Origin of the sequence: Ruegeria marina (genome assembly GCF_900101475.1) — a bacterium.
In the GTDB taxonomy this organism is placed as follows: Bacteria; Pseudomonadota; Alphaproteobacteria; order Rhodobacterales; family Rhodobacteraceae; genus Ruegeria_B; species Ruegeria_B marina.
The window spans coordinates 423002-435364 of sequence record NZ_FMZV01000002.1 but is presented as its reverse complement, the minus strand read 5'-3'; the positions used below and the strand labels follow the sequence as shown (position 1 = coordinate 435364).

The 12363-nt window shown below is 59.8% G+C and carries 14 protein-coding genes; 11 read left to right on the top strand and 3 right to left on the bottom strand.

Going from position 1 to position 12363, the window contains the following annotated elements; genetic code table 11:
- Nucleotides 1–6: 6 nt before the first annotated feature.
- The 11 genes from BLT75_RS04495 to BLT75_RS04445 all read left to right on the top strand — a co-directional run bounded on the left by BLT75_RS04495 (nucleotide 7) and on the right by BLT75_RS04445 (nucleotide 9043).
- A complete protein-coding gene (locus BLT75_RS04495; RefSeq protein WP_093028083.1) occupies nucleotides 7–213 on the top strand; it encodes a DUF1737 domain-containing protein in 207 nt (68 codons plus the stop codon).
- The gene (locus BLT75_RS04490; RefSeq protein WP_093028224.1) at nucleotides 213–1241 is read left to right on the top strand and encodes a MaoC family dehydratase; all 1029 of its coding nucleotides are present in this window, start codon (nucleotides 213–215) and stop codon (nucleotides 1239–1241) included. The genes BLT75_RS04495 and BLT75_RS04490 overlap by 1 nt, the downstream gene beginning before the upstream one ends.
- Nucleotides 1242–1368: 127 nt before the next feature.
- On the top strand, nucleotides 1369–1815 hold the full coding sequence (locus tag BLT75_RS04485) for a DoxX family protein (RefSeq protein WP_218128834.1): 447 nt from the start codon (nucleotides 1369–1371) through the stop codon (nucleotides 1813–1815).
- A 110-nt stretch (nucleotides 1816–1925) separates the two neighbouring features.
- Entirely contained in the window at nucleotides 1926–2585 is a 660-nt protein-coding gene (locus tag BLT75_RS04480) for a DUF1194 domain-containing protein (protein ID WP_093028079.1), read from the top strand.
- Between the two features lie 217 nt (nucleotides 2586–2802).
- Nucleotides 2803–3189, top strand: a complete 387-nt coding sequence (gene sdhC, locus BLT75_RS04475; protein ID WP_093028077.1) for a succinate dehydrogenase, cytochrome b556 subunit — start codon at nucleotides 2803–2805, stop codon at nucleotides 3187–3189.
- Between the two features lie 11 nt (nucleotides 3190–3200).
- Complete coding sequence (gene sdhD / locus BLT75_RS04470) at nucleotides 3201–3572, top strand: succinate dehydrogenase, hydrophobic membrane anchor protein (RefSeq protein WP_093028075.1); 372 nt, start codon at nucleotides 3201–3203, stop codon at nucleotides 3570–3572.
- Nucleotides 3573–3590: 18 nt separating this feature from the next.
- Complete coding sequence (gene sdhA / locus BLT75_RS04465) at nucleotides 3591–5396, top strand: succinate dehydrogenase flavoprotein subunit (RefSeq protein WP_093028073.1); 1806 nt, start codon at nucleotides 3591–3593, stop codon at nucleotides 5394–5396.
- A 12-nt stretch (nucleotides 5397–5408) separates the two neighbouring features.
- The gene (locus BLT75_RS04460; protein WP_093028071.1) at nucleotides 5409–6188 is read left to right on the top strand and encodes a succinate dehydrogenase iron-sulfur subunit; all 780 of its coding nucleotides are present in this window, start codon (nucleotides 5409–5411) and stop codon (nucleotides 6186–6188) included.
- 179 nt (nucleotides 6189–6367) lie between these two features.
- Nucleotides 6368–6520 (top strand): hypothetical protein, encoded by a 153-nt coding sequence (locus BLT75_RS24305; RefSeq protein ID WP_176827838.1) that lies wholly within the window; start codon nucleotides 6368–6370, stop codon nucleotides 6518–6520.
- Nucleotides 6521–6947: 427 nt separating this feature from the next.
- Entirely contained in the window at nucleotides 6948–8117 is a 1170-nt protein-coding gene (locus tag BLT75_RS04450) for a type III PLP-dependent enzyme (protein WP_093028222.1), read from the top strand.
- Between the two features lie 80 nt (nucleotides 8118–8197).
- Entirely contained in the window at nucleotides 8198–9043 is an 846-nt protein-coding gene (locus BLT75_RS04445) for an urea carboxylase-associated family protein (protein WP_093028067.1), read from the top strand.
- A 44-nt stretch (nucleotides 9044–9087) separates the two neighbouring features.
- Here the strand turns inward: BLT75_RS04445 and deoD are convergent, their stop codons facing one another.
- The 3 genes from deoD to BLT75_RS04430 form a co-directional block, all read right to left on the bottom strand.
- The gene (deoD, locus tag BLT75_RS04440) at nucleotides 9088–9795 is read right to left on the bottom strand and encodes a purine-nucleoside phosphorylase (RefSeq protein ID WP_093028065.1); all 708 of its coding nucleotides are present in this window, start codon (nucleotides 9793–9795) and stop codon (nucleotides 9088–9090) included.
- A gap of 17 nt (nucleotides 9796–9812) precedes the next feature.
- Nucleotides 9813–10130, bottom strand: coding sequence for an H-NS histone family protein (locus tag BLT75_RS04435; RefSeq protein WP_093028063.1), 318 nt, complete (start codon nucleotides 10128–10130; stop codon nucleotides 9813–9815).
- Nucleotides 10131–10241: 111 nt separating this feature from the next.
- The gene (locus BLT75_RS04430; protein WP_093028061.1) at nucleotides 10242–12242 is read right to left on the bottom strand and encodes a protein meaA; all 2001 of its coding nucleotides are present in this window, start codon (nucleotides 12240–12242) and stop codon (nucleotides 10242–10244) included.
- Nucleotides 12243–12363: the final 121 nt, after the last annotated feature.

Genomic DNA, 12363 nt, shown 5'->3' with positions numbered 1-12363 from the left:
ATTTCCATGTCGAAGCTCTATCGTCTCCTGACCGAGGAGGATACCTCGGCCTTCTGCCACAAGGTCTCGGACGCGCTGGCCAAGGGGTGGGAGCTTTATGGCTCTCCCGCCTACGCCTATGACGAGGCCAACGGCATCATGCGTTGCGCGCAGGCGGTGACCAAGGATGTTCCGGCCGACTATTCCCCTGACATGAAACTGGGACAGCAATGATGGCAAAAACCAATCCGGGCCGCTTTTTCGAGGATTACTCCGTAGGGCAGATCCTGCACCACGCGGTGCCGCGGACAGTAACGGCGGGTGAGCGCGCGCTTTATCACGCGCTCTATCCGGCCCGTCATGCGCTCTATTCCTCGGACGCGTTTGCTCAGGCGTGCGGTTTGCCGGGAAGCCCGATCGACGATCTGGCCGCGTTTCATGTGGTGTTTGGCAAGACTGTGCCGGACGTGTCGCTGAACGCGGTGGCGAACCTCGGGTATGCCGAGGGCCGCTGGCTGAAGCCGGTCTATGCGGGCGACACGCTGCGCTCGGTGTCCGAGGTAATCGGGCTGAAGGAGAATTCCAATGGCAAGACAGGGGTGGTCTATGTCCGTACCCGCGGTCTGAACCAGCGCGACGAGACCGTCATGGAATATGTCCGCTGGGTCATGGTGCGCAAGCGCGACATGGATGCACCGGCGCCGGATACAGTGGTGCCCGAGTTGAAGAAGGTGCTGGCGCCCGAAGACCTTGTGGTGCCAGCGGGGCTTGATTTCTCGTCCTACGATTTTGCGCTGGCCGGAGAACCGCATCGCTGGGGCGATTATGCCGTCGGCGAGACGATCGACCATGTGGATGGTGTAACCGTCGAAGAGGCCGAGCATATGCTCGCCACGCGCCTGTGGCAGAACACGGCCAAGGTGCATTTCGACCTGACCTTCCGTCCCGAGGGGCGGTTGATCTATGGGGGCCATGTGATCTCGATGGCGCGGGCGCTCAGCTTCAACGGTCTGGCAAATGCTCAGATGATCGTGGGGCTGAACGGCGGGGCGCATGCCAATCCCTGTTTCGCCGGGGATACGATCAAGGCGTGGAGCGAAGTGCTGGACAAGGCCGAGACCGGGGTTCCCGGTGTCGGCGCGCTGCGTCTGCGTCTGGTGGCGACCAAGGGCGGCGCGCCGTTCGATCTGCGCGACGCGGCCGGGAAATACCAGCCGGGCGTGCTGCTCGACCTCGACTATTGGGCGCTGATGCCGCTTTGAGCCCTGAATTCAGGCATTTTGAGTTCACGATTCCGATTAAAGGCAAACGGGCCCGTGCGAGCGGGCCTGTTTTTGCGTTATAATGCCTCGCGTACGTTGACGGACTAACGACCGAAAGGATTCGACCGTGACGGAACCTCGTAAACATACGGATTATCTTCCCGAAAACTTCGATAGGGTCTCCTCGATGGATGCGACAATGGCGCATTGGCTGTTGCGTTTCGCATTGTCTGCTACATTTCTGTTCCATGGCGCAAAGAAGGTCTCGCACATTCCGCAGACCGCCGAGATGTTCGGCTTGTCACCGGAAACCATGACGGTTGTCACCGGAGTGGAACTTGTCGTGCCTGCGCTTCTGGCTGTAGGCGGACTGACCCAGTCACAAGTCGGCGATCTGCTGACCCGCCTTGCTGGATTGCTCGCGATCGTGATTCTAGTGGGGGCCATTTCCGTGGTGCATTGGGGGCAATGGAATTTCGCCCCGAGTGAAACCCATCCATTTGGTGGAATGGAGTTCCAGGTAACGCTGATCGCCATCGCCCTGTTCTTCATGATCAGGGGTAACGACGCCTGATGGACCGAACGCCCGTAGAGCAAGCGGGTTTGTTCCGGATGTGAGATGCGGGTTCATGCCTGCCGCTTTGGTACAGGACAGTTCGGCGCACCTCATGTACCCTGCCAGATATGCAGCTGTTTGTTTCTTCATTGGCGGGTATGATCGCCGGTCCGGTTCTGGCCTGCGATCTGGCATTGGCTCTGGCGGTCGATGTGTCCGGCTCGGTCGATGAAAAGGAATACCGTATTCAAATGGATGGGCTGGCGCTCGCCCTTCGCGATCCGGTGGTGTCGGAGGCGCTGGTTCGTGCGCGTGCCCGGCTGATGCTGGTGCAATGGACCGGATCCTCGCGCCAGCGGGTGACGATACCGTGGACCGTAATCGACTCGTTTTCCGTGCTTGATGATTTCTCGGAACGGGTCGCAGCCGATACGAGGGTCTGGAGGAATTACTCGACCGCAATCGGCGAGGCGCTTGACGCCACGATGGCGGCTTTTGCCGAGGTGGATAACTGTGCGCGGCGTCTGATCGACCTGTCGGGCGACGGGTTGTCGAATGAAGGTGTCGAGCCGCGCGAGATTCATCCTTATTTGCGCGCACGTGGTATAACGGTCAACGCAATTGCCATCGAGCAGAGCGAACAGGAACTGACTGCTTATTTCTTCGAGAACGTGATCGTGGGGGAAGGCGCCTTTGTCGTGACTGCCGCTGGGTTTGCCGATTATCCGGCCCGTATCCGAAAAAAACTGTTGCGGGAAGTCACACAACAGACGGCGGAAGTGCAATAGTCAGGTGTGGCAAGATTCGTGATCACAGGCGGCCGGACTGCTATCGCTCACATTCCAAGTGTGTCGAGAATAATGTGATCACGCTCAATTATTGTGTGATCACAAAGCCATTTTTCTGCACCACAAGGACAAAAAACCGTGTCATTTTGCAGATGCAGCGCGTGACAGATCGAAAAAAACGGGTAAAACCAAGCGCAGCCAACGGAAAGGAGCCACCATGGCCGATGTCAATCGGGGCAACCGCCCGCTTTCGCCGCATATATCGATCTATCGCCCGCAACTGACCTCTATCACTTCGATACTGACCAGGATTACCGGCAACGCGCTGATTGTGGCAGCGCTGCTGATCGTTTGGTGGTTTCTCGCGGCCGCAACCTCGCCCGAGTATTTCGCGGTGGCCGACGCGGTCATCACTTCGCTTCTGGGCGATCTTGTCATGGCGGCGTCGCTTTGGGGCCTGTGGTATCACACGCTGGCGGGCATCCGGCACCTGATCTGGGACTACGCCCTGGGCCTTGATTTGCCGACGGCCGAAAAACTGGGGTGGGCCGTTGTGATCGGGTCCTTTGTCCTGACAGCCCTGACCCTCGTGGTCATCGCATAACGGAGGCTGAGATGCGCTATCTGACAGACCGCAAACGCGCTGTGGGCATGGGTTCGGCGAAATCCGGTGTCCACCACTTCTGGATGATGAAGGTTCAGGCGGTGGCATTGCTGCTGCTGGTGCCGCTGTTCGTCTTTACCTTTGGTCCGGTGCTGGGTGAACCGCATGAGACTGTACTGGACTATTTTTCTCGCCCGTTCCCGGCCATCGTGGCCGCTCTGACGCTGATCGTGGGGTTCAAGCACTTCGCCGACGGTGCGCAGGTGCTGATCGAGGACTATGTGCACGGGCTGTCGCAGAAGGTTCTGATCATCCTGGTGATCTGCCTTTCCTATGCCGCCGCGGCGACGGGCCTGTTCGCCATCGCGCGCATCGCACTTTAAGACCGGAGTTTCTGTACAATGGCTGCTTACGCATATGAGACGCATGAATATGACGTTGTCGTGGTCGGCGCCGGCGGCGCCGGTCTGCGCGCGACGCTGGGCATGGCCGAACAGGGTTTGCGCACCGCTTGCGTGACCAAGGTGTTCCCGACCCGCTCTCACACCGTGGCCGCGCAGGGTGGCATCGCGGCATCGCTGTCGAACATGGGTCCTGACCACTGGCAGTGGCACATGTACGACACCGTCAAGGGGTCGGACTGGCTGGGCGATACCGACGCGATGGAATACCTTGCCCGCGAGGCGCCCAAGGCGGTTTACGAGTTGGAACATTACGGTGTGCCGTTTTCGCGGACCGAAGAGGGCAAGATCTATCAGCGGCCCTTTGGCGGCCACACCACCGAGTTCGGTGAAGGTCCGCCGGTGCAGCGCACCTGTGCCGCCGCGGACCGTACTGGCCACGCGATCCTGCACACGCTCTATGGCCAGTCGCTGAAGAACAATGCCGAGTTCTACATCGAGTATTTCGCCATCGACCTCATCATGTCCGAGGACGGGCAATGCCAGGGCGTGGTGTGCTGGAAACTGGATGACGGCACCTTCCACGTGTTCAATGCCAAGATGGTGGTGCTGGCGACCGGCGGGTATGGCCGCGCTTATTTCAGCGCCACCTCGGCGCATACCTGCACGGGCGACGGCGGCGGCATGGTGGCCCGCGCGGGTCTTGCGTTGCAAGACATGGAATTCGTGCAGTTCCACCCGACCGGCATCTACGGCTCGGGCTGCCTGATCACCGAAGGCGCGCGTGGCGAGGGCGGGTATCTGACCAACTCCGAAGGCGAGCGGTTCATGGAGCGCTATGCGCCCCAGTACAAGGATCTGGCGCCGCGCGACTATGTCAGCCGCTCGATGACGATGGAAATCCGCGAAGGCCGGGGCGTGGGCAAGGATGGCGATCACATCCACCTGAACCTGAGCCACCTGCCGGCCGAGGCGCTGGCGGAACGGCTGCCGGGGATTTCGGAAAGCGCCAAGATCTTTGCCGGCGTTGATGTGACCAAAGAGCCGATCCCGGTTCTGCCGACGGTACATTACAACATGGGCGGCATTCCGACCAACTACTGGGGCGAGGTGCTGAACCCGACCGCTGCCGACCCGAATGCGGTTGTTCCGGGCCTGATGGCCGTGGGCGAGGCCGGCTGCGCAAGCGTGCACGGGGCGAACCGGTTGGGCTCGAACTCGCTGATCGACCTGGTGGTATTCGGCCGGGCCGCCGCGATCCGCGCCGGCAAGGTGGTGGACCGCGACGCTTCGAACCCGGTGCTGAACATGGCCTCGATCGAGAAGGCCTTCGACCGGTTCGACGGGCTGCGCCATGCCAAGGGCAATATCGCCACCGCTGAACTGCGGCTGGAGATGCAGAAGACGATGCAGGCCGATGCCGCCGTGTTCCGCACCGCCAAGACCATGGCCGAAGGTGTCGAGAAGATGACTGCAATCGCCGCCAAGATGGACGATCTGAGCGTGACCGATCGCAGTCTGGTCTGGAACAGCGACCTGATGGAAACGCTGGAACTGACCAACCTGATGCCGAACGCGCTGGCCACCATCGTCGGTGCCGAGGCGCGCAAGGAGAGCCGTGGCGCCCATGCGCACGAGGATTTCACCGCCCGTGATGATGAGAACTGGCGCGTTCACACAGTGGCCCGGGTCGAAGGCAACAAGGTGGATCTGAGCTATCGTCCGGTTGTCGTCGATCCGCTGACCACCGAAGAGCAGGGCGGGATCAGCCTGAAGAAAATCGCGCCCAAGGCGCGGACCTTCTAAGGAGAGGAAACCATGGTACAACTGACCCTCCCGAAGAATTCACGCGTCACCACAGGCAAGACCTGGCCCAAGCCCGAAGGCGCCAAGAATGTTCGCAAGTTCCAGATTTATCGCTGGAACCCGGACGATGGGCAGAACCCACGGGTCGATACCTATTTCGTGGATATGGATGACTGCGGGCCGATGGTTCTGGATGCGCTCATCTACATCAAGAACAAGATCGACCCGACGCTGACATTCCGCCGGTCCTGCCGCGAAGGGATCTGCGGTTCCTGTGCGATGAACATCGACGGGATCAATACGCTCGCCTGCATCTATGGCATGGACGAGATCAAGGGTGACGTGAAGATCTATCCGCTGCCGCATATGCCTGTGGTCAAGGACCTGATCCCGGACCTGACGCATTTCTATGCTCAGCACGCCTCGATCATGCCGTGGCTTGAGACCAAGACGAACCGCCCGGCAAAGGAATGGAAGCAGTCGATCGAGGATCGCAAGAAACTCGACGGCCTTTATGAATGCGTGATGTGTGCGTCCTGCTCCACCTCCTGCCCCAGCTACTGGTGGAACGGCGACCGCTATCTTGGGCCGGCCGCGCTGCTCCATGCCTATCGCTGGATCATCGACAGCCGCGACGAAGCGACGGGCGAGCGCCTGGATCAGCTCGAAGATCCGTTCAAGCTGTATCGCTGTCACACGATCATGAACTGCGCCAAGACCTGTCCCAAGGGTCTGAACCCGGCAAAGGCAATTGCCGAGATCAAGAAGATGATGGTTGAGCGCGCCGTCTGAGCGCTGCGCCAGTGTTTTTTGCAGCGGGTCCGCCGGATGGCGGACCCGTTTTGGATTCTGGGCGCTTGCCCTTGATTTTGACGCATGCCAAGGTTGCGAGACTGAGGGGTGCACTCCGCGCCTTGATCGTCTAGAATGGAATATAGGGAGGGCCAATTCTGATAAAAAGGATGACGCCCATGAACACTGCAGACCATTCAATGAAATCCAGGATCTCCAGGCAGGAAGCGCTGTTTCTGTTGGAGCAGGCTTGGGCCTATTTCACCCCTGAAAGATTGATTGAGCATCGGGAAGAGCGGTTGGAGTTGTTCCAATACGCCAACGCACGCTGATCCTGGAATTGCCCGGACCGAAACAAACAGATAGGACGGGGGAATGCCTGTCCTTCTTTTGCTCATGGCGCTGGGAGTGTTCGGATACTTCCTTTGGCGTTCCCGCACCACGACACTGACCCGCAATTGCCGCTGGCGGCTGGATCGGGGCGCGGACGAATGGTATTGCGCCTATTGTGGCGGACGCGCTCGGGGCGGTGTGGACAAGTCCCCAACCTGTTGCGTTCAAACATCGAATTCGGGCCCCTGAAAAAAATCATCCGGGCTGCGAAATTTCTTCTTGAAACGACTCGATGTCTGCCCGATATGGCGGATCAAGACGCCAACGCACGCGCCTCTGTCGCAAGGGACGCACCCTATGGTTACGCAGCGACGGTAACGTCTCCACTTTTGCCACGCGACCCGCTCGCTTCTGTTGGAGATGACCATGAACGCTTTCGTAACCGGGCCCTTGGCCCGTGAAGTCTCGACTCTGTCCCGTGCAGAAACCTTTATCCTGACCAACCGTTTCGAGCGGCCGACATTGGTGATCGATACCGAGACTGTGGCTCGCCAGTTCGCCGCCCTGGCGCAGGGACTGGGCCGTGCGCGTATCCACTACGCAGTCAAGGCAAACCCGTTGCCCGAGATCCTCGAGACGCTGGCGCGGCTTGGAAGCAATTTTGATGCCGCTTCGCGCGCCGAGATCGAGCTGTGCCTCGCCGCCGGTGCCTCGGCCGACCGGATTTCCTTTGGCAATACCGTGAAGAAGCCCGCCGATATCGCTTGGGCGTATGCGGTCGGAGTGACCCTGTTCGCTGCGGATGCCGAGGAGGAACTGGACAAGATCGCGGCCCATGCGCCGGGCGCAAAGGTCTATATCCGCATGATCGTTGAGGCTTGCGAGGCCGACTGGCCGCTGAGCCGCAAGTTCGGATGTGCGCCGGACAAGGCGATCGCGGTGTTGGACTACGCACGGTCCGTTGGTCTGGACCCGGTTGGCCTGTCGTTCCATGTCGGCTCGCAAACCCGCCGCGCCGGGATGTGGGTGCCTGTACTGGATCAGGTCGCAACCGTCTGGCACGCCGCACGCGCGGCCGGGCACGATCTGAGCCTGCTGAACATCGGGGGCGGCTTCCCAGCGTTTTACGGTCAGGAAGTGGATGCGCCCGAGCTTTATGCTGCCGAGGTGATCCGCCTTGTGACCGAGCGGTTCGGCGATGTCCCCCATGTCATGGCCGAACCGGGCAGGGGCATGGTGGCCGAGGCTGGCGCGATCGCCGCCGAAGTTCTTCTGGTTTCACGCAAATCCAGCAATGACCTGCATCGCTGGGTTTACCTGGACATCGGCAAGTTCTCGGGCCTTGCCGAGACCATGGACGAGGCGATCCGCTACCAGTTCCTGACCGAGCGCGAGCACGAGCCGACCGGCCCCTGCATTCTGGCAGGGCCCTCGTGCGACAGCGCCGATGTGCTCTATGAAAAGAAGCCGGTGCAATTGCCATTGGGCCTGCGCGATGGCGATCGGATCATCATCCGCAACTGCGGTGCTTATACGTCGACCTATGCCAGCGTCGGGTTCAACGGTTTCCCGCCGCTTGACGTTGTCGCGATCTGAGCTGTCCTGGTCGGGCACGGTCTTGCGCTGTTGCCCGACTAGCGGCTTTATGGGGTGGACAGCTGACAGGTGATCGCCCCATGACAGAAGCCCCCCCAGACGCGGATGCCCGCCGTTCCATAACGCCGGTGATCTGCTATCCCAACGAAACTTTGCCTAAACCCGATCTGGCCCTGTACCGTGACGCGCGGGTGGGGGCAGAGAAGGTATCCGAGGTGCTGGTTCCGCCACGTGAGGGCCGGTGTTTCGAGGTGCAGGCCGGGCGGTTCTTTCGCATCAGCTCGGTCGAGGGGCCGCAGGTCGGCGACCTGAACCTGCACAACCTGCATGACCTGTCCGAACGGTTTTTTTCGGGCAAGACGCGGGCGCTGCACGGTACGCATGTGACCACCGGCGAGCGGCTTTGGTCGAACCTTCCCTATCTGCGTCCGATGGCGACGATCATCGAGGATACGTTGGGCTGGTACGGGATCGATCAGTATGGTGGCTCGGTACATGACGTGATCGGCACCCGCTGCGATCCTTACACTGGAAACCTGCTGGCGGGCGGGCATTACCATCATTGCTGTCATTCCAACCTGACCCGGGCGTTGTCGGATCATACCGGCCTGCCGCTGCACGAGGCCGAGACAATGGTACATGACGTGTTGAACGTCTTCATGTGCACCGGTTTTACCCGCGATACGGGACAATATTTCATGAAGGCATCTCCGGTGCGGCCCGGAGATTATCTGGAGTTTTTCGCCGAGATCGACCTGTTGGGAAATCTCAGCGCTTGCCCCGGGGGAGATTGTTCGTCAGAGCATTCTTCCGACACGGCAGCGTGCCACCCTCTGCTGGTCGAGATCTTTGCTCCGGTCGAAAGCGCATTGGACGGTTGGTCAAGTCCAACCTTAAACGGCTACGATCGCAGCCACGGACGGTAAAGGAAGTGCGCGGCCCTTCCGGCCGCGCTTCGTCAGTCAGGGCTTCAGGACGGGAACGCGGCGTTCAGTGCGATATCGACCATGTCTCCGAAGCCGGTTTCACGATCTGCGCTGGCAAGTGCCTCTCCGGTCAGCAGGTGATCCGAGACGGTCAGAACCGCCAGTGCCCGGCATTTGTGCCGCGCGGCCAGGATATAGAGTTCGGCCGCTTCCATTTCGACGCCCAGGATACCGTGCCGAACCATCTGTTCGTTCAGATCAGGACGTTCATCGTAGAAGACGTCCGAAGAATAGATCCCGCCGACATGCGTTTTCACGCCTTTTTCCGCGGCAGTCTTGGCAGCCGCGCTGAGCAACGACCAATCAGCGCAAGGCGCATAATTCAATTCACGGAAAATTCCGCTAGACGGTGTGCTGAGAGTGGATGCAGTCATGGCCAGAATCACGTCCTGTACCGCGACCGAAGTCTGCATTGCGCCGCACGAGCCAATCCGGATCAGTGTTTTCGCGCCGTAATCCCTGATCAACTCGTTAACATAGATTGACAGCGATGGCATTCCCATGCCCGAACCGTGAATGGTAACCCGGTTTCCTTTCCAGAAACCGGTAAAACCCAGCATTCCGCGCACCTGATTGACGAGTTTTACATCGGTCAGAAATGTCTCGGCCGCCCACTTCGCCCTGTAGGGGTCGCCGGGCAACAGGACAGTCTCGGCTATTTCGCCTTTTTCAGCGCCAATGTGAATCGTCATGTGCAACTACTTCCGCTTCAGATTTCCAGATCGGAAATATCCGCGCCCGAATGCAACGCATCATGAATCCATTGTGGTTTGCGCCCACGCCCGGACCATGTCTGCTCGGGGTCCGCAGGATTGCGGTACTTCGCCCTGGCTTTCGTGCCTTTGGTCGACTTTCGCGCTTCGGCTGAAAGCTCGGCAAGCGAAAACCCGAATTCGGCGGCGGCTTTTTCAGCCGCTTTCAAGGCCTCCTGTCGCTCGCGTTGTTCGGCGTTCTTGATCGCGGCATCCAATTTCGACCGCAGGTCCACCAGTTCCTTGCGCGACATGCCGCTGAGGTCGATTCCCATTTTGTGCTCCGTTTATTGTTGGTCGCCAAATGCAAGAAATGTGGCGTTGTTCGCGCCACATTTATCGCAATTACAGACGCACTTCAGCATCATTCTGGAAAATCGACAGTTTTACTCTGCTGCAATATCGCTTTCTTCCAAAAGCGTCACAATATCCATCATTATCGAATTCAATTCGAAGTCTTTCGGGGTATAGATCTTTGAAACTCCCATGGATTGAAGCTTGCGCGCATCTTCTTCCGGGATAATCCCGCCGACGAGGACTGGTATGTGATCCAGCCCGGCACCGCGCAGTCCATTCATCACATCCTGCACCAACGGCAGATGGCTGCCGGAAAGGATCGACAGCCCGATCACATGGGCGTTCTGATCCAGTGCGGCCTGAACGATTTCTTCTGGTGTCAGGCGGATACCGTCATAGCTGATGTCCATGCCGCAATCGCGGGCGCGGAACGCGATCTGTTCAGCCCCGTTGGAATGACCGTCGAGACCGGGTTTGCCGACGAGGAACTTGAGCCGGCGACCCAGCCGGTCGCTGACTGCGTCAACGCGACCACGGATTTCTTCCAGTCCTTCGGTCTTGTTCGATACCGAGCCGGATACGCCGGTTGGACCACGATAGGTGCCAAAAGCCTTGCGCATTTCTTCGGCCCATTCGCCGGTGGTGACCCCGGCCTTGGCCGCCGCGATCGAAGGTTCCATCACGTTGGCACCGGTTCTGGCTGCCTCGCGCAGCGCGGCAAGCGCCTCCTGCACCGTACGGTCATCCCGGTCGCGGCGCCAACTGTCAAGCCGTGCGATCTGCTCCTGTTCGACCGCGGGGTCCACGACCATGATACCACCATCTTCTGTTTGGAGGGGCGAAGGTTCGCCCTCGGTCCAGCGGTTCACGCCAACGACAACCGTTTCGTTGCGTTCGATCCTGTTGAGCCGTTCGGCATTGGCCTCCACCAGCCGCGATTTCATGTATTCGATCGAGGTCACAGCCCCGCCCATCGAGTCCAGGTTGGCGAGTTCCGCACGCGCGCCGGCTTTCAATTCTTCGACCTTGGCATCCACGACCGGATTGCCGTCGAACAGGTCACCGTATTCCAGAAGGTCGGTTTCATAAGCGAGGATCTGTTGCATCCGCATCGACCATTGCTGGTCCCAGGGACGGGGCAGACCCAGCGCCTCATTCCAGGCAGGGAGTTGCACGGCGCGGGCGCGGGCCTTTTTCGACAGGGTGACGGCGAGCATTTCGATCAGGATGCGGTAGACGTTGTTTTCCGGCTGCTGTTCGGTCAGGCCCAGGCTGTTGACCTGCACCCCGTAGCGGAAGCGGCGGAATTTCGGGTCGGCGATGCCGTAACGGGTTTCCAGGATTTCATCCCAGAGATCGACAAAGGCGCGCATCTTGCACATCTCGGTGACAAACCGGATGCCCGCGTTCACGAAGAAGGAGATACGGCCGCAGAGCGCCGGAAAATCCTCGGCCGGGACGCGGGGCTTCAATTCGTCCAACACGGCGATGGCGGTGGCCAGTGCATAGGCCAGTTCCTGTTCCGGTGTCGCGCCCGCCTCTTGCAGGTGATAGGAACACACGTTCATCGGGTTCCATTTGGGCACGTTGGTATAGCAGTACTCGGCCACGTCCGCGATCATCTTGAGCGAGGGTTTAGGCGGGCAGATATAGGTGCCGCGGCTGAGGTATTCCTTGATCAGGTCGTTCTGGACGGTGCCTTGCAGTTTCGAGATGTCTGCGCCTTGCTCCTCGGCCACGGCGATGTAGAGCGCCAGGAGCCAAGGGGCCGTGGCGTTGATCGTCATCGAGGTGTTCATCTGCTCCAGCGGGATCTGGTCGAACAGCATACGCATGTCGCCCAGATGGCAAACCGGTACGCCGACCTTGCCCACTTCGCCCCGCGCCAGTACGTGATCGCTGTCGTAGCCGGTCTGGGTCGGTAGATCGAAGGCAACGGAAAGCCCTGTCTGCCCCTTGGAAAGGTTCGACCGGTAGAGCGCGTTCGATTTGCTGGCGGTCGAGTGGCCCGCGTAGGTGCGGATCAGCCAGGGACGATCGGCCTTTCGGGCGGCGCCTGCGGTCTGAATGTCTTTCTGCGTCTGCGACATGGGCGGCATCCTCGATTCTTCTGCGGCAATAAAATTACTCTGAGAGGTTCTAAATCGTAATTTTCGGGACATGTCAATTCGCTGCATCGCGGCAAGGAACGCAGTTTATCAGACGATTGTG

What these genes read in the sequence shown, in the direction of transcription:
- BLT75_RS04435 (WP_093028063.1), bottom strand. Translation starts at nt 10,130, where the DNA reads ATGGGAATCGACCTCAGCGGCATGTCGCGCAAGGAACTGGTGGACCTG.
- BLT75_RS24305 (WP_176827838.1), top strand. Translation starts at nt 6,368, where the DNA reads ATGAACACTGCAGACCATTCAATGAAATCCAGGATCTCCAGGCAGGAA.
- BLT75_RS04450 (WP_093028222.1), top strand. Translation starts at nt 6,948, where the DNA reads ATGAACGCTTTCGTAACCGGGCCCTTGGCCCGTGAAGTCTCGACTCTG.
- sdhC (WP_093028077.1), top strand. Translation starts at nt 2,803, where the DNA reads ATGGCCGATGTCAATCGGGGCAACCGCCCGCTTTCGCCGCATATATCG.
- BLT75_RS04495 (WP_093028083.1), top strand. Translation starts at nt 7, where the DNA reads ATGTCGAAGCTCTATCGTCTCCTGACCGAGGAGGATACCTCGGCCTTC.
- sdhA (WP_093028073.1), top strand. Translation starts at nt 3,591, where the DNA reads ATGGCTGCTTACGCATATGAGACGCATGAATATGACGTTGTCGTGGTC.
- sdhD (WP_093028075.1), top strand. Translation starts at nt 3,201, where the DNA reads ATGCGCTATCTGACAGACCGCAAACGCGCTGTGGGCATGGGTTCGGCG.
- BLT75_RS04445 (WP_093028067.1), top strand. Translation starts at nt 8,198, where the DNA reads ATGACAGAAGCCCCCCCAGACGCGGATGCCCGCCGTTCCATAACGCCG.
- BLT75_RS04460 (WP_093028071.1), top strand. Translation starts at nt 5,409, where the DNA reads ATGGTACAACTGACCCTCCCGAAGAATTCACGCGTCACCACAGGCAAG.
- BLT75_RS04430 (WP_093028061.1), bottom strand. Translation starts at nt 12,242, where the DNA reads ATGTCGCAGACGCAGAAAGACATTCAGACCGCAGGCGCCGCCCGAAAG.
- deoD (WP_093028065.1), bottom strand. Translation starts at nt 9,795, where the DNA reads ATGACGATTCACATTGGCGCTGAAAAAGGCGAAATAGCCGAGACTGTC.
- BLT75_RS04480 (WP_093028079.1), top strand. Translation starts at nt 1,926, where the DNA reads ATGCAGCTGTTTGTTTCTTCATTGGCGGGTATGATCGCCGGTCCGGTT.
- BLT75_RS04490 (WP_093028224.1), top strand. Translation starts at nt 213, where the DNA reads ATGGCAAAAACCAATCCGGGCCGCTTTTTCGAGGATTACTCCGTAGGG.